The organism is Paludisphaera mucosa (assembly GCF_029589435.1).
Taxonomy (GTDB): Bacteria; Planctomycetota; Planctomycetia; order Isosphaerales; family Isosphaeraceae; genus Paludisphaera; species Paludisphaera mucosa.
The window spans coordinates 1,952,452-1,971,944 of sequence record NZ_JARRAG010000002.1; the positions used below are offsets into that span (position 1 = coordinate 1,952,452).

At 71.6% G+C, this 19,493-nt stretch carries 14 protein-coding genes; all 14 read right to left on the bottom strand.

Annotated elements, in window-relative coordinates; translation table 11 throughout:
* Positions 1 to 47: 47 nt before the first annotated feature.
* The gene (locus PZE19_RS17250; RefSeq protein ID WP_277861868.1) at positions 48 to 2,513 is read right to left on the bottom strand and encodes a VWA domain-containing protein; all 2,466 of its coding nucleotides are present in this window, start codon (positions 2,511 to 2,513) and stop codon (positions 48 to 50) included.
* A gap of 67 nt (positions 2,514 to 2,580) precedes the next feature.
* On the bottom strand, positions 2,581 to 4,785 hold the full coding sequence (locus tag PZE19_RS17255; protein ID WP_277861869.1) for a BatA domain-containing protein: 2,205 nt from the start codon (positions 4,783 to 4,785) through the stop codon (positions 2,581 to 2,583).
* Between the two features lie 52 nt (positions 4,786 to 4,837).
* Positions 4,838 to 5,737 carry a DUF58 domain-containing protein gene (locus PZE19_RS17260; RefSeq protein WP_277861870.1) on the bottom strand — a complete coding sequence of 300 codons (900 nt, stop codon included), beginning with the start codon at positions 5,735 to 5,737 and terminating at the stop codon, positions 4,838 to 4,840.
* Positions 5,694 to 6,800, bottom strand: a complete 1,107-nt coding sequence (locus PZE19_RS17265) for an AAA family ATPase (protein ID WP_438269973.1) — start codon at positions 6,798 to 6,800, stop codon at positions 5,694 to 5,696. The genes PZE19_RS17260 and PZE19_RS17265 overlap by 44 nt, the downstream gene beginning before the upstream one ends.
* A gap of 108 nt (positions 6,801 to 6,908) precedes the next feature.
* Positions 6,909 to 11,420: an outer membrane protein assembly factor BamB family protein gene (locus PZE19_RS17270; protein ID WP_277861871.1), complete on the bottom strand. Its 4,512-nt coding sequence runs from the start codon at positions 11,418 to 11,420 to the stop codon at positions 6,909 to 6,911.
* Between the two features lie 331 nt (positions 11,421 to 11,751).
* Entirely contained in the window at positions 11,752 to 12,816 is a 1,065-nt protein-coding gene (locus tag PZE19_RS17275) for a DNA adenine methylase (protein WP_277861872.1), read from the bottom strand.
* A 53-nt stretch (positions 12,817 to 12,869) separates the two neighbouring features.
* Entirely contained in the window at positions 12,870 to 13,652 is a 783-nt protein-coding gene (locus PZE19_RS17280; protein ID WP_277861873.1) for a cupredoxin domain-containing protein, read from the bottom strand.
* Positions 13,653 to 13,864: 212 nt separating this feature from the next.
* Positions 13,865 to 14,104 (bottom strand): hypothetical protein, encoded by a 240-nt coding sequence (locus PZE19_RS17285; protein ID WP_277861874.1) that lies wholly within the window; start codon positions 14,102 to 14,104, stop codon positions 13,865 to 13,867.
* 127 nt (positions 14,105 to 14,231) lie between these two features.
* Positions 14,232 to 14,528, bottom strand: coding sequence for a hypothetical protein (locus PZE19_RS17290; protein ID WP_277861875.1), 297 nt, complete (start codon positions 14,526 to 14,528; stop codon positions 14,232 to 14,234).
* Positions 14,529 to 14,542: 14 nt separating this feature from the next.
* Positions 14,543 to 14,998 (bottom strand): nucleoside-diphosphate kinase, encoded by a 456-nt coding sequence (gene ndk / locus PZE19_RS17295; protein ID WP_277861876.1) that lies wholly within the window; start codon positions 14,996 to 14,998, stop codon positions 14,543 to 14,545.
* A gap of 96 nt (positions 14,999 to 15,094) precedes the next feature.
* Entirely contained in the window at positions 15,095 to 15,565 is a 471-nt protein-coding gene (locus PZE19_RS17300) for a M67 family metallopeptidase (RefSeq protein ID WP_277861877.1), read from the bottom strand.
* Between the two features lie 4 nt (positions 15,566 to 15,569).
* The gene (gene cysK / locus PZE19_RS17305) at positions 15,570 to 16,544 is read right to left on the bottom strand and encodes a cysteine synthase A (protein ID WP_277861878.1); all 975 of its coding nucleotides are present in this window, start codon (positions 16,542 to 16,544) and stop codon (positions 15,570 to 15,572) included.
* A gap of 186 nt (positions 16,545 to 16,730) precedes the next feature.
* Positions 16,731 to 18,413 (bottom strand): permease, encoded by a 1,683-nt coding sequence (locus PZE19_RS17310; RefSeq protein WP_277861879.1) that lies wholly within the window; start codon positions 18,411 to 18,413, stop codon positions 16,731 to 16,733.
* A gap of 113 nt (positions 18,414 to 18,526) precedes the next feature.
* Positions 18,527 to 19,492, bottom strand: a complete 966-nt coding sequence (locus PZE19_RS17315; protein WP_277861880.1) for a hypothetical protein — start codon at positions 19,490 to 19,492, stop codon at positions 18,527 to 18,529.
* Position 19,493 lies beyond the last annotated feature (1 nt).

Here is a 19,493-nt window from a genome sequence, read left to right on the forward strand (position 1 = left end):
GCGGCGGTGACTTGGGTCCAGCATCGGGCGAGGTGGCATGTCGTTCATCATACCATCCGCGCCCGTTTCCGCAGAATCCATTCCGAGGCCAGCAGCGTCAGGAACAGGGCCAGGATCGGCCACGAGTTCCAGAGCGGGATCGGCGGGTCGGTCTCCAGGGGGACCTTCGAGGGCTTCGGCAGGTCGCCCAGGAGGCCGGCCGCGGCCGTCGCGGGATAGTACGCGCCGGCCGTGGCGGCGGCGGCCCGGCGCAGCTCGGATTCGTTCATCTGCACCTTCTCGAACTCGCCCGCCGGCGACTCGACGCGGAACCCGGCGGTGGGGATCGGCCCGTCGAGCACGGGGGGGGGCAGCAGCCGCGCGGTGTATTCGCCCTCGGCGGCCTGCGACAGGACGCCCTCGAAGACGTTCCGCGCCGTGGGCGAGCGGCGGAGTTTCAGCGTCCGGCCCGCGCCCCCCTGGCGTTCGACCTGCACCGAGGTCTCGTCGTCGAGCGGGACGAGCCCCGGGTTGGGGAAGCGGACGCGGATCTGGATCGGCTGGCCGCGTTCGTAGGCGCGACGGTCGGTCTGCAGCTCGGCCTGGCGCTTGCCGGCCAGCCGCGAGCGGGCCAGGAACCGGATCGTCTGGACCCAGAACCGGCCGAAATACCTGTCCCCCGAGCGGAACCGCCAGCGCCAGGTGTCGTCGAAGGCGTGGAACATCGTCCGGCCCGAGCCGGCGAACTGGTAGAGGATCAGCGGCAGCTTGCCGTCGCTGCCGGTCGCCGAGGCGTGGTCGACGAGCACCAGCGCGCCGGGCTTCTTGCGGGGGGCCTCGAGGTACCAGAACGACTCGGGGAGGTCCTGCCAGATGCGCGCGCTCTCGGCCTCGTCGCCGCCGAAGCGGAAGATCGGGCTGGTCCGGCCCTCGAGCGTCAGCTCGGGGTGGAAGGGCGCGACCGGAGACCCGACGGCGGACGGGTTGCGGGCGTCGGCCAGCTCGATCGGCAGCAGGGCTTCCAGCGGGGTGCCGCGGTAGGAGAGGGGGTTGAACAGCTCGCCGGCGATGAACAGGACGCCGCCCCCCTTCTCGGTCGCGAACTCCGAGAGGTTCCGCATCTGGGTCTGGCTGAGGTAGCTGGCGTCGACGTCGCCGAAGAGGACGACGTCGTAGGCGAACAGGTCTTCCTTCGAGGCCGGGAAGACGGGTATGGCCGACCGGTCCTGCTCGCTGTATTCGGGGTCGGAGGAGAGCAGGACGACCGACAGGTCGATCGTCTCCTCGCGTTCCAGGTAGTTCTTCAGGTAGCGGAACTCGTAGCGGGGCTCGCTCTCGACGAGCAGGACCTTGAGCTTCTCCTTGCGGACGGAGACGGTGCGCTCGATGCGGTTGTTGTCGACCTGGAGTTCGCGGGGGCGGGGCTCGACCTCCAGGACGAACGACTTGTCGCCGGTCTCCTTGGGGTCGTGGACGATCTCGACCCGGGCGGGCTTGCCGTCGGGGGGGGCGTCGACCTCGATCGACTTGATCTCGCGGCCGGGCTCGTCGGGCTTGGCCCCCGCGGGCCGCTCGCGGAGGCGGACGACGACCTTCTTGCCCTCGAAGCCGCGGGCGGAGAGCTTGGCCTGGAAGCGGACGGCGTCGTCGACGAAGACGACGTCATCGACGAGCAGGTCGGTCAGCTCCAGGTCCCGCGCCGGCTCGGCGCTGCCCACGCCCACGGCGAACAGCGGGACGCCCTTTCGCGCGGCCACCTCGGCGGCCTTGGCGAGCGGCTCGCCCTCGGTGGTCTGGCCGTCGCTGACGAGGATCAGGGCCGAGGGAGGAGCCCCCCGAAGCTCGGTGAGGACCTGGCGGAGGCCGTCGCCGAGCCGGGTCTGCGCGCCGACGGGCTCGACGGCGCGGAGCTTCTCGGCGGCCGGCGCGACGTCCTCGGGGCGGTCGATCTCGGCGAGGAGCCGGGTCGCGTTGGACACCAGGTACAGCCGGACGCGGTGCTGCTTCTGGAGCGTCCGGAGCATCGCCGCGTCGTCATTGAGGAGCAAGCCCTTGGCGACCGCCAGGCGGGTCGTCTCGTCGTCCTTGGCCTTCTTCGGCTCGGCCTTGCCGGGGGCGCCGGGCGCCGAGGCCGCCTTCGCGACCGCGTCGGCGGCGAGCGCGGCGGCCTGGGCCTGGGCTTCGGGCTTCTCGTACTGGTCGGCGATCTGCTCGGAGGCCGAGTCGTCGACGAGCAAGGCGAGGTACGGCAGCCCGGTGCGGTCCACCGAGAGGGCGGCCTCGGAGAGGAGGAACACCGTCAGGAGGATGAGCGCGATCCGGAGCGAGGCCAGGACGGCCTTCATGAGCCCCGAGGCGCGGGTCTCGCGGCGGTAGAGCCAGATCACGAACGCCGAGCCGCCGACCACGACCGAGAGGAGGGCCCATTGCGGCCACGGTTGCTCGAACCGGATGTGGGGCGCGACGGCCTCCCCGGCGCGAGGAGGTTCCACGCCCATGCGGTCGGCCAGGTACTGGAGCAGCGAGTCGATCAACTCAGGCGTCCCTCGGTCGGGCGGTCGCGGTTCGTATCAACAGCACGAGGACCTCTTCAAATCAACGTCAACGGGACCCGGCGCGGCCGAACCGCCAGGCGGCGAACGACTCGAGCATCAGCAGGGCCAGGACGCCGAACAGCAGGGGCCGGTGCAGCTCGCCGCGACGGCCGACGGACGCGGCGCTCCGGGCCAGCTCGCGACCGTCGTCCAGCAGGACGAACTTCCAGCCGGGGAGGCGTTCGGCGAGCCCGGCGCGCTCGAGCTTGGCCGGGTCGCTCTCGGCCGGGTCGGGGTTGGCGGCGAAGGCCAGCTCGGTCGCGACCGGCGGGCCCAGCTTCACCTGGTAGGCCCCGGCGGCGTCGGTCTGCTCGTAGTGGAGCCGGGCGAGCCCCCCCTCGGCCTTGAGCTTGACGGCGACTCCGCCCCCGCCGGGAGGGATGATCGTCACCGGGGCCCCCGCCGCGGCGGCGGGGAACGACTGGTCGAAAGGCCGCCCGACGCGGATCGTCCGCTCGGCCTGCCGGCCCGAGGCCGCTTCCATGACCAGGTCGTGCATGACCGGCGGATAGCTCCGGTGCGCCGGCCAGTTCGACCAGCCGATGTCGGCCGGGAGGGCGACCTGGAAGACCTTGCCGCGGCGGCGGGGCGCCTCGATCACGGCCGGGTCGCCGTCGTCGAAGGCCAGCGCGACCTGGGCCGTCGAGTCCTTGGGGATCGTCAGCTTGTGATAGCTCCAGACCTGCGTCTGGGTGAGGCCGGCGACCACCGGGTCGGCCTGGTTGCGGAAGGCGGCCAGGATGGGGTGGCGGAAGCCCAGGGGGTTGAAGCGGAACGCCGCCTCCTTCTTCGCGGCGTCGCCGACGGTCTCGCCGATCGACGCCGGCAGGACGCCCTTGCCGTCGGCGAACAGCAGGCGGTTGTAGTTCTCGGCCGAGACCTGGTCGCCGCCGAAGACGACGACGCCCCCCCCCTGCTCCAGGAAGTCCTCGAGCGCCTTGACCTCGACGGGGCTGAACTGGGCGACGTTGCAGAGCCCGACCACGTCGTACGCGCCCAGGTCGCGACGGGCGAGCTGGCTCTCGGGGACGACCTCCACCCGCATCGGGTCGGGCTGGTCGCCCGACTCCTCTCCGGGGGCGAGCGCCTGGGCGAGGAAATCGGTCTCGGCCTGGAACGCCTCGGTCTTGAAGTCGCCGTCCACGAGCAGGACGCGGACCGCCTCGCGGACGGTCGCCACCAGCAGCCGGCGGTCGTCGGGGGGCAGCGAATCCTCGTCGATCGAGGCTTCCACCACCCGGTCCCCCGGCGCGGGGAATTGCTGGTTGAAGACGACCGGGACGTCCTCGCCGACGGGCAGGTCGACGACTTGTTCGGGCCCGACGCGGCCGTCGGTCGTGAGCCGGACGCGGACGCCCTGGAACGGCGAAGGGCCGAAGTTCCGCACCAGGGCCGTGACCACGACGGTCGTCCCGGGCGTGACGACCGGCGGGCTCGCCGACAGGCCGACCACGGCCCGATTGCCCGCGCCGGCCTTGCCCAGGTCGATGACCGTCGACCGGGGCCGGCGGGCCTCGATCTTGGCGATCGCCCGCTTCAGGCCCTCGTCGCCCCCGGCGTCGCCGTTGCGGGGCCGCCAGCTCGTCGACTGGAGGTCGCTGAGGAAGACCAGCTCCTTCTGGGAGATCGTCGACGCTTCGAGGACCCGTTCGACGGCTTCGAAGGTGGCCGCCAGGTCGACCCCGCCCTGCCCCTGCGTCAGCTCGCCGACCTCCTTGCGGACCTCGTCGAGGTTGGGTGACGGGTCGCCGACGACGACGCGCGGCGGGTCGCCCATGAGGACGAGGCTGATCGCGTCGCCGCGGCGGGAGTCCTTCACGAGCTGCGCCGCGACGGCCTTGGCCTGGTCGAACCGGGTCGTCCCGCCGGCCCTGGCCGCCATGCTCATCGAGGCGTCCATGACGATCACCCGATGCGTCCGACGCCCCGGGATGACGTTGCCGAACGTCTCCAGGAACGGCTTCGCCATCGCGCCGACGACCAGGGCCACGAGCAGGCACCGCAGCGCCAGCAGCAGCCACTGCTCGATCCGGATCCGCCGCTGGTTCTTGGCGAGCGCGGCCGTGAGGAACCGCATGGCCGCCCACCGGACCTCGCGCCGCTTGCGGCGGTTCAGCAGGTGGATCAGGATCGGGATCGACGCCGCCGCGAGCCCGTACAGGAGCCCTGCGTTGGCGAATCCGAGGGCCAGGAGCGGTGCGAAGGTGGGCATGGACACCTTTTAGGGGACGGGAACTCGGGGCTCGGACGGGTTTCCGCTCGGGCTAGCGCGTGCGCGAGGCCCGCGCCGCGAGATAGGCGGAGAGGGCCAGGTCGAGGGGCTGGTCGGTGCGGAGCGGGACGTAGTCGATGTCGATCATCCGGCAGCCTTTCTTGAGCGCGTCGAGGTACGCGGCGACCTCTTTGCGGTAGGCGGCCCCGAGGGCGACGGGGTCGGCGGCGACGTCGGGGAGGCCTTCCATGCCCAGGAACAGGGTCGGGTCGCGGAACGGGAAATCGACCTCGTCGGGATCCAGGACGTGGAAGACGACGACCTCGTGGCGGCGGTGTCGGAAGTGCTTCAGCCCGGCGAGGACCTTCGTCGGGTCGTCGAGCAGGTCGGAGAAGATCGCGACCACCCCGCGCTTCTTGAACCGCTCGGACAGGTCGTGGAGCACGGCCCCCAGGTCCGACTTGTCGCGGGCGGGGGTGACGTCCAGGAGGTGGATCACCTCTTTCAGGTGCGATGGCTGGCCCGCCGGCTTCAAATAGCGCCGGACCGCGTCGTCGAAGAGGGCCAGGCCGACCGAGTCCTGCTGCTGGAGGACCAGGTAGGCCAACGCCGCGACGACGAACTGCGCGTACTTGAACTTCGAGACCCGGCCCTCGGCGGCGTAGGCCATCGACTCGCTCGTATCCAGGAGCAGGTAGAGGAGGAGGTTGGTCTCCTCCTCGTACTGCTTGAGGTAGAGCTTGTCGGTCTTGGACCAGACCTTCCAGTCGACGTGGCGGACGTCGTCGCCGGGGACGTACTCGCGGTGCTCGGCGAACTCGACCGAGAATCCGTGGTACGGGCTGGGGTGCATGCCGGCGACGTAGCCCTCGACGAGCAGGCGGGCCTGCAGGTCCAGGCCCTCGACGCTAGCTAGCGTTTGCGGATCTAAATAGCTTTGGTAGTTTTCCACTCTGCTCGGCCTCGCGTTCGTCGACGGGGACGGTCTTGATCAGGCGCTCCACCACGTCGTCGGGCTTGAGGCCCTCGGCCTCGGCGTTGAAGTTGGTGATGATGCGGTGGCGGAGGACCGGCTGGGCGACCGATCGGACGTCCTCGATCGAGACGTGGAAGCGGCCGTGGAGGACGGCCCGCGCCTTGGCCGCCAGGACCAGGTACTGGCTGGCGCGGGGGCCGGCGCCCCAGCTGACGTAGTCGCGGACGAACGTGGGCGCCTCGTCGCGGTCGCGACGGGTGGCGCGGGTCAGGCGGACGGCGTACTTGACCACGTGGTCGGCCACCGGCACGCGGCGGACGATCTCCTGGAGCGCCAGGATCTCGTTGGCCGAGAGGACCTTGCTGACGGACGGCCGGGTCGCGCTCGTGGTCATCCGGACGATGTCGACCTCTTCGTGCTCCTCGGGATAGTCGACGAGGACGTTGAACATGAAGCGGTCGAGCTGGGCCTCGGGGAGCGGGTACGTCCCCTCCTGCTCGATCGGGTTCTGGGTCGCCAGGACGAAGAACGGGTCGGGCAGGCGGTGCCGCTCGCCGCCGACGGTGACCTGCCGCTCCTGCATCGATTCCAGGAGCGCGGCCTGGGTCTTGGGGGGCGTCCGGTTGATCTCGTCGGCGAGCACGATGTTGGCGAAGACCGGGCCGCGGAGGAACTTGAACTGGCGGAGTCCGGTCGCCTTGTCCTCCTGGATGACCTCGGTCCCGGTGATGTCCGAGGGCATGAGGTCGGGCGTGAACTGGATCCGGTTGTAGGTGAGGTTGAGGGCGTCGGACAGGGTGTGGATCATCAGGGTCTTCGCCAGGCCGGGGACGCCGATCAGCAGGCAGTGGCCCCGGGCGAAGATGGAGATCAGCAGCTCTTCCAGCACCTTGTTCTGGCCGACGATCACCTTGCTCATCTCGGCCAGGAGCGTGTCGTAGGCGGACTTCAGGCGCTCGACGGCCGCCAGGTCGTCCTGGCCGGGCGGGGGGCCCTGCGTCGCGGGGGCTTCCTGGTCTTTGGGGTCGGCGTCGCTCACGCGGGGTCCTCCCTTGGTTGGTCGCTGCGGGGCCGTCCGGCCTCCGGATCGGTAGTGTATCGCGGTCGGCCGCGGGATGTCAGGGGCGTCCGCCCGGCCGTCGTCGGCTCATGGCGCGAACCCGGCGGCCGGGCGGTCGCCGAGCGCCCAGAGGGCGTGCGGCGTGGCGACGACGGCGCCGCGGGGGTCGAGGCGGAGCGCGACGTCCTCGATCGGGGCTGGCAGCATGAACCGCTGGACCAGCGCGCCGTCGGCCTGGCGGCGGACGACCACCGGGAGCGACTCCGTCGCGTCCTCGGCCATGCCCGACGATTCGGGATAGGCGACGACCGCGCGGTCGCTCAGGGCGATCGACCAGCGGACGAGCTTCGGCCCGGCCAGCGGCCGGCTCCAGAGGGTCGTCCCGTCTTCCAGGGACAGGGCCCTCAATTGCTGCTCGCTGGACCAGAAGAACCGCCGCTCGTCCATCGCCGAGGCGTCCGGACGCTCGCCGAGGTCGTCCACCCCGAGGAGCGCCGACCAGCGCCGCAGGCCGCCGACCGGGTCGAGGCGGACCAGGGTCCGGCCGTCGTGGATGACCAGCAGGCGTTCGGCGTCGACGATCGGCCGGGGGGGGCCGTTCACCGGCAGCTCGGCGCTCTCGCGGTAGTCCCAGTCGAACTGGCCGCGCGTCAGGTCGAGCTTCTTGACGGTCCGGCGGTCGGTGACAACGATCGCGTGCTCGTCGTCCAGCGGCACGGCGGCCCGCTGGAGCGACTCGCCCTCGGCGAGGGGCCGGCGCGAGACGCCGCGGCCGGTCTCGGTCTCCAGGACGACGATCTCCAGGGGCTTCCCGGTCTGGATCACGAGCCGTTCCGGGCCGATCCAGACGAGGGGGTTGATGCCGCCTCCGCGGGCCGAGAACGACCAGTCGACCAGCCCCGTGTCGCCGTCGAGGGCCAGCAGCTCGTCGTCGCCGCGGAGCACGAACAGTCGGCCGCCGACGGCCTGGAAGCCGTGCAGCGGCGCCGCGAGGGGCTCGCCGGCCGCGGGCGCGTCGGGCCTGGGGGCCGCGTCGCGGGCGAAGGGGTCGAGGCCGGGCCGCGCGCCGGGCTCGGCCTCGGGCCCGAACCGCCAGCGGACGGCGCCGGTGCGGGCGTCGAGCCCCAGGACGCGGGCCGGGGTGGCGGCGACGAGCTTGTCGGCGAGGTAGCCGACCCAGGCGGCGCGGGCCCCGAGGTCGGCCGTCCAGCGGCCCTCGCCGCCGGCCGGGTCGAGCGCCGCGAGGGCCGTCGCGGAGGCGAGGAAGGTCCGGCCCGAATCGACGGCCGGGGGGACGCCGACGGCGGTCACGGGCCGGGACGAGTCGGCCCCGTCGCCCCCGCGCCAGAGCCAGCGGCGGACCAAAGGCGAGGGCGAGGACGGCCGGGCGCGGTCGGCGGCGATCCGGGCGAGGGGCTCGCGGGCCAGCTCGGCCGAGGCCAGCTCGGCGGCGTCCGCCTCCTTCGCCCCCGGCTCGGCCTCGATCCGCACGCCGGGGAATCGGGCCTGCAGGCGGAGGTAGGCGTCGCGGGCCGGGACCAGGAACCCCTGCGCCTCGTAGGCGCGGGCGAGCCGCCAGAGGGCCCGGGCGCGGGCCTCGTCGTCCGGGGACGACAGGGCCAGCAGCCGCTTGTAGACGGTCGCGGCCTCGGCCGGCCGGGCCTCGGCCTCGAGCGCCTGGCCCAGGGCGATCAGCGCGTCGGGGACGACCTCGGCGGCCGGGAAGGCCCGCGCCGCCTCGGCCAGGAGCCGGGCGTCGCGGTTCAGCCGGCCCTTCTCGTACAGCTCGCGGGCACGGCGGTCGTACTCCGCGTAGGACGCCCGCCCTCGCTCGCGGACGACGGCGGCGAGCCGGTCGCCGACGAACAGGTCGGCCCGGACGCCGCGGCGACCGTCGTCGGAGGCGACGGTCAGGGCCCCCAGGCGGTCGTCCCCCAAAAGCTGCTGGAAGACGTCGACGGCCTCGGCCGGCCGGGCCAGGTCGAGGTACGCCTCCGCGAGCGTCAGCCGCGCCTTCAGGCGGTCCAGCGGCTCGCGGGCGACCTTCGTCGCCGACTCCAGACGCGTCAGGGCCTCGTCGGGCTTCTTGTCGCGCCGGAGGTCGGCGGCGACCCGGAGGAGCAGCCGGAACTCGTGGTCCCGCGCCGCCTCGATCAGGGGCGCCCCGTCGACGGTCTCGGCCGGCCTGGCGTGCCGGGCCGCGGCCTCGTACGACGCCAGCGCCAGGTCCGCGCCCCCGGCCGCCTCGGCGGCCCGCGCCAGCCGGTAGTGCGCCGGCCCGAAGTCGGGGCGGCGGGCGATCTCCTCGCGGTAACGCTCGATCAGCCGGCTGTTCTGGCAGAAGACGGTCAGGCCGTCGTTCTGGGCGACGATCAGGTAGCCGTCGCCCGCCACGAGGTTGCCGCCGGTCGTCCGGTAGGTCTCGGCCAGCCGGATCGGCGGCGCGACCAGGGTCGCGGTCGTCTGGTCGAGGATGTGGATCTCGGTCCGGGTCGGCCAGTAGATCCGACCCCCGGCGAGCAGCCCCCGGCCGAAGCCCTCGCGGCCGCCCGCGTCGGGCCAGGCGTGCAGCAGCCGGCCGTCGCGGACGTCGAACAGCAGGACGCGGTCGCCCGTGGCGACCAGCCGGCCCTGGGCCACGCCCAGCAGGTGGGCGATCTTCACGTCCTCCGGGATCGACTCGGTCTTCCATCGCAGCCGCCCCGTCTGGGCGTCGAACGCGAAGATCGCCGAGGCGTCGCCGGGCGCGACGAAGACGGTGCCGTCGTGGACCACCGCCGGGTTCAGGTCGCGCTCGCTGGCAGCCGCGCCCCGCCCCGTCTCGTGCCGCGGGTAGGTCGCCACCCAGAGGATCGAGCCGGTCTCGGCGTCGAGCGACACCACCGCGCCCAGGTTCGTCTGGTAGTAGAGCGCCGGGCCGTCGAGCGACAGGAGGCGGCTCCCGGGGTCGCCCGTCCCGACCCCCATCATGCCCATGAACGCGTCGTTCTCGGACGCGGCGGCCCCCAGGTAGCGGATCCAGCGGAGCGAACCGTCGACCGCGTCGTAGCTGGCGACGTAGGTCGCGGTCTGCTCGCGGCGGTCGGTGACGGCGACGTAGACGTTCCGCGCGTCGGCGACGGGAGCCCCCTCGAAGGCGACGGTCCGGCTCCCCTGGTCGCCCGGCCGGTCGGGGAGGGAGAGCTCGCTCGAACGCCGCATCCACAACTTCTTGTCGCCCGGCCGGTCGCGGTCCAGGGCGAGGATGCAGCTCCCCGCGCCTCCGCCGCCGTCGCGCATGGCCATCCTCGGGATGTTCGGGAAGCTCGGGGCCGACGGGCCCATCCTGGCGTAGATCCGACGGCCGACGGCCGTGAGCGTGTACCGCGGGGCCGTCCAGAACGGCTGCTTGGCCTGGAGGCCCGCGTCGCCCCCCTCGGCGTCGTAGGTCCACGCAGGCTGGACCGTCGCCGCGGCGTCCTCGGCCGAGGCGTCGGGCCGGTCGCTCAGGTTGTAGGCGAGCACCTTCGAGCCGTCGCAGACGACCACCTGGTCGCCCAGGACGATCGGATGATATCCCAGCAAGCGGTCGGGCGGGAACGACGCCCCCTGACCCATGCCCCGAGGCCCCGGATAGCCCCCGCGCGCTGGGGTGATCCGATCCAGCGGCGCCCGCCACTGCATCGAACCGACGTCGACCGCCTCGGCCAAAACCTTGTCCCGCGTCGGCGACCCGCCGAAGGTCGGCCAGCGGGCGTCGCTCTGGGCCGGCGGGGCCAGCGAATCGGACGCGACCGCCGCCGCCAGACTCTCGGCCAGGAGACCCTTCCGGCCCGCCAACGTGCCGGCGACTTCGCCCCGCCGCTTCGCGTACGTCGCGACCTCATCGGCCACGGCCGGCGCCCCCGCGAGGGCCGCGTGGGCCAGGATCTTCTTGGCCTCGACGCGGACCAGGTCGACGGATGGGTCGGGGTGGACGAAGTTCAGGGGGCTTGCCGGATCGTCGGGGACGAGGCGACGGTACATCGCCACGGCCTCGCCGAACCGGCCGTCCTGGAACGCCAGGTCGCCCAGCAGTTCCAGCGCGTCGTCGCCCCACGAGGTGCAGAACGCCTCGTCGACGACCCGTCGCAGCAGCGAGGCGTCGCGGCGCTCCTTGCCTTCCCTGTACCAGCGCTCCGCCTGGGGGTCGCGCCGGGTCCGGTAGGCCGCCAGAGCCTCGGGCGGGAGGCCCGCCAGGGTGCGCTGGCAGTAAGCCCGGAGGTCGACGTAGAGCGTGAAGTCGTCGTCGCGGCGGGCCGCGTTCGCGTTGGGGGCCGCCTCGCCGACGGGCGCGACCAGGTCGCGGGGGAGCCGTGCGACCTTGTCGCCGAACTGGTCGATGATCCGCTGATAGATGGCCACGGATTCAGACCACTGGCTCGATCTGGCGTGATTGGCGGCGTTGCGAAGCAGGGATTCCGCGGCCTCGCTGGAATCGGGGTAGAACTTCGAGGCGCTCCGCCCGGGGATCTGGGCTCGGGCCGCCGCCGTCAGGACGACCACGCAGACCAGGAAGACTCCGAAGGTTCGGGACGGAGCCGCGGCGCGGTCGCGCCGGTCGAGCCGGGACCAGGTCATCCTCGCTCCCCTCTTCCCGATCGTCGTGATCGGATACGGTCCGAAGCCTCGATCAACCACTCATGAACCGCTCGCCCGTCGAAGGGCGTCCGTCTTCGCCTCAGCCTCACATTGTACGCGCCGACTCCACGCCCTTGGCAACCCCATTGGCAAATCCGGTACCGCTCTCCTATTTTCCGCGCGAGGAGGGTTGGCAGGCCGGGGATCAAGCCTCGCCTTTCTTAACAGAGCGACGATCGATACCGATCCGGCCCTTCCATGCCGCGCCGTTGTGCATCATGGCATCGACATGTGGCGTACACCCATGCTTCGCCACACGACCGGCCGAAACTCATCTGCCCACGAGGAGATACTCCTCCACGAGCGCCCGCTCGACCTTCCCGTGGGTGCCGAAGTGGTAACGGTGGGGCTTCTTGTGGATCGCGACTTCCGACTTGTGGCGGCGCAGCAGGCCCTCGAGCTGCTCCAGGTCGGGATAGCCGTTCGAGCTGTAGGACAGGACGATGATCGCGTTGCGGTACGTGCGGAAGAGCCGGTCGAAGGCCTCGACGGCGCTTCGGCGATAGCTGAACGGCGTGTGCGGCTTGGCGATCTTCTTCACACGCGTTTCTTCCATGATCTGGACGCCCCTCCAGTAGCAGGAGAGCCCCTCCAGGAAGTGGTAGCGTTTCATGTAGCAGTTGTCGTCGGAGCGGGGGACGTACGGGGGGTCGAGATAGACGAGGTCGACTCCCCGCGGATCCGGATCGAAAACGTCGGCCCGTCGCGCCGAGTGGCGAACGCCGTTGTCGAACACGAGCCCGTTGAAGACGCCCACCTGCTCGCGGAAATGCTCCTCGATCGAGAGCCGCAGGTCGCGGCGGCCGTCGTCATAGCGCGAGAGGTCGCCCGACAGGGTGAACACTCCCCGAGGCTGCTTTTTCAGGCACGATCGAATCAACGCCGCGCGGGCCAGGGACCGCAGGCGGGGATTCTCCAGCTCGTCGATGTTGCCGCAGACCCGATCCAGGAATTGCAGGTCGGGGGGCGTGAAGAAGACGCCGGCGAAGGTCGTCTCGATGAAATTGGGGCCGTCGCAGCGACGCGCCAGCAGACGCGACAGGGCCCGGTCGTCGATGCGGTCGCCGTCGTTGGCGAGGGTCGCCTCGGCGAGCACGGCGGGGAAGTTCAGGAAGTCGGAGGCCGCCACGGCCTTGCCCATCGCCTTGAGCAGGTAGGCGACGCAGCCGCCGCCGACGAACGGATCCGCGGCCGTCTCGAACGGCAGGCCGTCGAGCACCTCGTGGATCCAGGGCAGGAGCCGATGCTTCGACCCCATGTAGCGCAGCTCGGGATAGCCGGCGGCGCGATCGAGGGGGGAGACGGGGCCGGGAGTCTCGACGCTCCGCGATTCCACCGCTCCCTCCCCGGGCCGGACCGGGGCTCGACCGATCCGGTCCGCTTCGCGGGTCACTTGATCTGGTTCGGTTCCAGCTTGATCGAGCCGACGTCGGTCGCGGCGCCCGCCTTGACGGCGACCGGGGCGCCCTTGGCCTTGCCCTCGTTGATCCAGCCGGCCTTCTCCTGCCAGACGACGAGGTTCTGGGCCCCCGCGGGGACGCCCTTCAGCTCGAACGAGCCGTCCTTGCCGGTCACGGCGAAGTACGGATGGTCGAAGACGGCGATGTACGACTTCATCCAGGGGTGGATGTCGCAGGCGACCATCAGCGGCCGGCGCTCGGCCTCGAGCTTGACTTCCATGGTCCCGCCGACGCCCAGCATCTGGTTCAGCGAGGCGTTGCTGAAGCCGTTGTAGCGGACGTTGTGGTTGACCGGGTCGCTCGACTTGATGACCAGCGGCTGCTCCTTGTAGATCCCCTGGATATAGGGGACGAACTCGCAGTCCTTCTGGTCGAGGACGGCCTTGGGGTGGGCCTTCAGAAGGGCCTTGACGGCGTCGGGGTTGGTCCCCGTCGGCTTGACGAGATACACCAGGGCGCCGGCGACGCCCTTGGATTCGGGGTCGATCTGCAACTCCTGCGAGACGATCGGGCCGTTGACGCCGCAGACCTCCAGGTCCTTCGTCGCCTTGCCCTTCTCGACGAGCACCTTGGCGGCCGGGACGGTGCTGCCGGCCCACACGACCTTACCCTTGATCGAGCCGGGCTCCTGGGCGACGGCCGGGGCGACGGCCAGGGCCGCCGTCGCGGCGGCGAGGGCGAAGGCGTGGACGAGACGCGCGGAACGGGACATGGCGGGATCCTCCGGGGGATGGTGGGTGTTCACTGCGATCCGCGGGCGGGTTGATTCGGGTGTGAGCGACCGGGCCGTGGAAACCGCCTCGGTCCGACCGCGCCGCGCGAGGCGTCAAGATCGGAGGTCGCCGTCCCCTCACGATACCAGGACGGCCCGGCCGTGTTGAGACGCCACCCCCGAAAACCGAGAGGCCGGCGGCCTCCCGCCGGTCATTCGGCCTTCGGCTTGGCGGGCTCCGGGGCCGTCTTCGGCGGGTCGCCGGGCGCGACCGACGGGTCGACCTTGTCGACGGGCGTCTCCGCCGGCTTCTCGGCGGGCGGCGTCGGCGCGGGCGTCGACGCCGGAGGCACCACGACGGCGTCGCCGACCTCGGGCGATCCGCCGCATCCCGAGAGGCCGAGGCCGAGGCCGATCGCCGCCGCGAGGGCGAGGGAGTTCAGGACGCGCATGGTGTCGTCTCCAGGTTGGATGGGGTTCTCGATTCTCAGCCCTTCTCCCCCGGGAGAAGGTGGCCCGAAGGGCCGGATGAGGGTCGTCGCGCTTCGAGGCGGCCCGAGCTCCTCCGCCCCCTCACCCTCACCCTCTCCGTCGCCGGCGTTTCGCACGGTCGAGCCGGCGGTCGAAGGCGATCAGCAGGGCGGCGGCGGGGAGCATGAGGATCAGCTCGGCGGCCAGCAGCCGGGGGCCGTTGCGGTCGATCCAGCGGGCGGCCCGGCGCGACGCCTCGGAAGGGGCGACGGGCCTCGACTCGTCCAGGGCGAATCCGCTCGCCAGGTAGGCCAGGGCCGTCAGCACGAAGGCGACCGCCAGGGCCAGCAGGACCAGGTGGAACGGGTTCGCCAGGACGTCGCTCTTGCGGGCTCGCGAGGCCATCGGCGGGCGTCCGCTCAGGCCCCGTCGAAGACCCACTGCGAGCCGGCGATCGCGTACTCCACGACCTCCTCGGGCTTGAACCAGAGGGCCATCTCGCGAGCGGCCGATTCGGGGCTGTCGCTGCCGTGGATCAGGTTGTTCTGCTTGCTGCTGGAGAAGTCGCCGCGGATGGTGCCCGGGGCGGCGGCCGTGCCGTTGGTCGCGCCCAGCATGGAGCGCACGACGGCGACGGCCTCGTTCCCCTCGAGCACGCCGACCACGACCGGTCCGCCGGTGATGAAGTCGATCAGGCCCTCGAAGAAGGGCTTGCCGGCGTGCTCGGCGTAATGCTTCTCGCCCAGGGCTCGGCCGACCTGCAGCAGTTTCAGGGCGGCGACCCGCAGCCCCTTGGACTCGAACCGGGCGAGGATCTCGCCCACCAGGCGGCGCTGGACGGCGTCCGGCTTGAAGATGATCAGGGTCTTCTGCATGAGAGGAAGCTCGCGGCGCGGCGTGCGCCGTTTCATGGGGGGGGACAAGAGGGTGTGCATCGGGCCGATCGGTCACCGAAACGGCTGGGAGGTAGTTTATTCGCCGGCCGGCGGGTCGTGCAACGTCCCGTCGGCGATCACCCAGGGGATCTCCCGGAAGTCGTCGCGGCCGAGCCGCCAGGCGCGGACGTCGGGCGGGTCGTTCAGCAGCGAGACGATGATGCGGGGGACGGCCCCGTAGTGGTTCTCGTCCAGGTCGGTCCGGCTGGGGATCGCCTCCCAGCGGGGGTGGGAGTGGTAGATGGCCAGGATCTCGGCGTCGCGGCGGCGGAGGTCGACGACGGCCTCGATCAGGTCGCGGGGGTCGGCGTCGTAGCGGGTCTCGGCCGACCCGGCCGCGTTGCGCAGGGGGTGGAACGAGGAGACCCGCGGCGGTACGCCCCCGAGCAGGCCGCAGCACTCCCGGGGCGACTCGCGGAGGCAATGGTCGACCATCGCCGCGACGACCTCCGCGGGGATCGCCAGCGGGCCGGCGAAGCCCTCGGGGTCGAACGGCGGTCGGGCCACGGGCTCAGGCCTCGGGGAAGAGCGGCGTCGACAGGTAGCGCTCGCCGAGGTCGGGCAGGAGGACGACGATCAGCTTGCCGGCGTACTCGGGCTTCTTGGCCAGCGCGACCGCCCCGAACGCCGCCGCCCCGCACGAGATGCCGCAGAGCATCCCCTCCTCGCGGGCGAGCCGCCGGGTGGTCTCGAAGGCGTCCTCGTCGCGGACGCCGATGACGTCGTCGAGGATCCCCACGTCGAGCACGTCGGGGATGAACCCGGCGCCGATCCCCTGGATCTTGTGCTGGCTGGGCCGCAGCGGGTCGTGCCGGCGGAACTGGCTGATGACCGGCGAGTTGGCCGGCTCGACGCCGATGATCTTCACGCTCGGCTTCAGCTTCTTGAGCACCTGGCCGACGCCCGTGACCGTGCCGCCCGTCCCCACGCCGGCCACGAAGACGTCGACGGCGCCCTCGGTGTCCTGCCAGATCTCCTGGGCGGTGGTGCGGCGGTGGATCTCCGGGTTGGCGGGGTTCTTGAACTGCTGGGGCATGAAGGCCTTGGGGAGGCTCTTGAGCAATTCCTCGGCCTTCCGGACGGCGCCGGGCATCCCCTCGGAGGCCGGGGTCAGCACGATCTCGGCCCCGAACGCCTTGATCAGCCGCCGCCGCTCCAGGCTCATGCTCTCGGGCATCGTCACCATCAGGCGGTAGCCCCGCGACGCGCAGGTGAACGCCAGGGCGATGCCGGTGTTGCCGCTGGTCGGCTCGACGATCACGGTGTCGGGGTCGATCAGGCCCTCGGACTCGGCCGCGTCGATCATCGCGACCCCGATCCGGTCCTTGACCGACCAGAGCGGGTTGAAGTTCTCGAGCTTGGCGACCACGGTGGCCTTCGCGCCGTCGACGACCCGACGCAGCCGCACCAGCGGCGTGCCGCCGATGGTCTGGGTGATGTCGTCGTAGATCCGTCCGTGCGACCTGACCTGCTCCCCGGCTTTCATATCACGTCCCCTTCGACGCCCCGCACTGCGATCCCGATACCCCGAGAAGATCGGCTGCGACGCGTCGCTCGATTCACACCGCCACCCGCGAAATTTCGATCATCATAGTAGACAATCTCGCGGCAGCACAAGGCTACGGGTCTTCGTGGCGGTCGGGCCGACTTTTCGGGGCGGCCGACGAGGTTTTCAAACGGCCTTCGTCGGCGCAACGTGGGGGTCGGGCTCGATCTCGGGCATCTCGGCGAAGCGGGCGAGGACCAGGACGGCGGCCGCCATCGCCAGGTACGCGGCGGACCAGTAATAGGGCGTCTGGTGCGCCGAGGCCTCGGCCCGGCCCAGGGCCTTCAGCTCGGCGACGACGGCGGCCGGCGGCATCACGGCTCCCGAGGGCAGGGGCGAGTGGATCACGCCGAACCAGGCGAAGGCCGCCGCCAGCAGCAGCACGGCGACCGTGGCGCGGACCCGGCCGTCGATCAGGGTCGCCAGGCCCGAGCCCCAGAGCAGGCTCGTGACGATGAAGCCGCCCGAGAGCGTGGTGACCGAGCCGATCCAGTGCTGGACGTTCGACGGCAGTTGGTCGAACGGCCTGTCGACCAGCGGCAGGACCTGGTTCACCGCCAGCAGCGCCAGGTACGCCAGCGCCGGCACGCACGCGAAGGCGACGGCCGGGAAGTGGCGGAACGGCGTGGCCTGGAACGACTGCGCGGTGATCTCCAGGCCGATGAAGATGAGGATCGGGAAGACGACCGCCTTGGGGAGCAGGAAGAAGATCCAGTCGAAGCAGCCCAGCACGCCGACGGCCCCGATGAAGACCGCCGTCGCCAGGGTGTACGCCGCGCGGGCGCCCATGGCCTTGTACGCCGGGTGGCCGATGTAGGGCGTCGACTGGATCACCCCGCCGAGCCCGCCGCCGACGAGCGTCGCCAGGCCTTCGGCCGCGACGATCAGGCCGGTCGGGTACTCGTCGCCGACGGCCGCCGCGCTCTCGGTGCAGTCGACGCCGCCGATGATCGTCGCCAGGGCCAGCGGGATCGCCACCGGCAGGTAGCCCGCCGCCTCGCGCCAGTGGAGCTGGAACCAGGCCCACCAGCCGGCCATCGGGAAGGGGAGCGAGAACCGCAGCCAGCTCTCGGGCCGGCCCCCCTCGGCCCCCGGCCCCAGGTCCGCCAGGTACATCCCGTAGTAGATCGCGCACCCGACGCCCACCGCGCAGACCATCCCCGGGGCGCGGTCGGGGAGCTTCCATCGGGCGGAGAGCGTCGCCAGGACCACGATCAGGGCCGCGAAGCCGGCCACCGGCTGGGCCGCGACGTCCAGCAGCGGGAGGAAGCTGATCAGCACCAGCGCGATCGCCGAGAGCGAGCCCAGCAGCCCGGCCCGGGGGACGACGCGGCGGATCCAGCCGCAGAACGGGGCGCAGGCCAGCTTGAACAGCCCCGACGCCAGCAGCATGGCGATCCCCAGGAACCAGGCGTGCTCGGCCGCCGCCGCGGCGTCGAGCCCCCTCCCCTTGGCGGCGACGAACGCCGGGCCCAGGATCAGGAAGACCGAGCCGAACGTGCTGGGCGTGTCCAGCCCCAGCGGCATCGCCGTGACGTCCGACCGACCCGTCCGCCGCGCCAGCGCGAAGGCCATGACCGTGAAGATCAGGTCGCCGACCAGCACGCCGACGGCCGTCCCGGGGATCATCCGCGTGAGGATGAAATCGCGCGGGAAGCCGAAGGCGACGACCAGCAGGCTGGTCATCAGGATCATGTCGCCGATGTTGTCGATCATCAGCCCGAAGAAGGCGTTGACGTCGCCCGTCCGGGCCCATTCGTACCTGTCGCGGTCGCGGAGTTTCGGTGCGGGTGCGGCGGCGATGCTCACGGCGGCGTCCCCTCGCGGGCTGTTGGGGCCGGAAGTTCGACCGGCGCGCGCCCGAACGATCCGGGGTTCGGCGGCGGGGAGAGGGGCCGGGCTCGTCTCGAAGAAACGCCAGTCTACCGCGATGCGGCGACGGCGTCTCGACCCGTCCGCCCTTTCCGCGCCTCGGCGATCTCTCGGAGGTCGTCGTCGATGATGACGGCCTCGGCCGTCCTCGGGGCCCAAAGCGGCCGGCGGCGGGCCATGGCGGCCTCGGCGGAGTCGTGGTCGCCCCCCTCGCGCTCGAAATCGCCGAGGCGTTCGAACGCCCTGTCGAGGATCCTCCGACAGCCGATGTCGTCGGGCGCGGCGGCGTGGAGGCCCTTCGAGGCGTCGATGGCATGGATCATCGCCTCGCGGGTTCGCGGACGCTCGGCGTGGTTCCTGAGCGCCTTCACGGTCTCGGTCCAGGACTCGCTCAGGGCAAGCAGGCGATGGGCGGGCGGCCCCCATTCCGGGGTCGCCCCGAGCGTCTCGCGGGCCTGTTCGCAGAGTTGCAGGCTACGCAGCCGATCGCCGCCGAGGCGATGGGCCCGGGCGGAGAGGACGAGGGCGTCGGCGAGTCGTACTCGGGACGCCACGGGCTGGTTCTTCTCTAGTTCACGCAAGCCCTCTTCGAAGGCCAACGTCGCTTCGACCAGGAGGTTGCGGCGGGCCGCTTCATCCTTCCCGGCGTCGACGCAGGGAAGGGTCAGCCACCTGTTTTCAGAGAGCAAACGCTCGCGGAACGAAAGCAGCCGGCCGCCGTCGATCGGGTGTCGTCCGTCGCGAGACTCGGCCGCGAGCCCCTCGGTCAGCCTGGGACCGAACACCGTCGAGTCCGTGTCGACGGACGCTCGCTCGCGTTCGATCTTCAGCAGGCGGGCGCAACGTCCCCAGACGCTCGCTTCGTTGCGAAAGGTGAGGCCGTCCTCACTTGCCGACCTGAGCCACTCCAAGCGGCCGATGCCGTCTCGGATCCGGCCCTCGGCTTCGGCGATCGACGCCTGCCGGATCGAGTGGTCGCGAGACGCCCGAGCCAGCTCCAGAATCGCTCCGACCAAG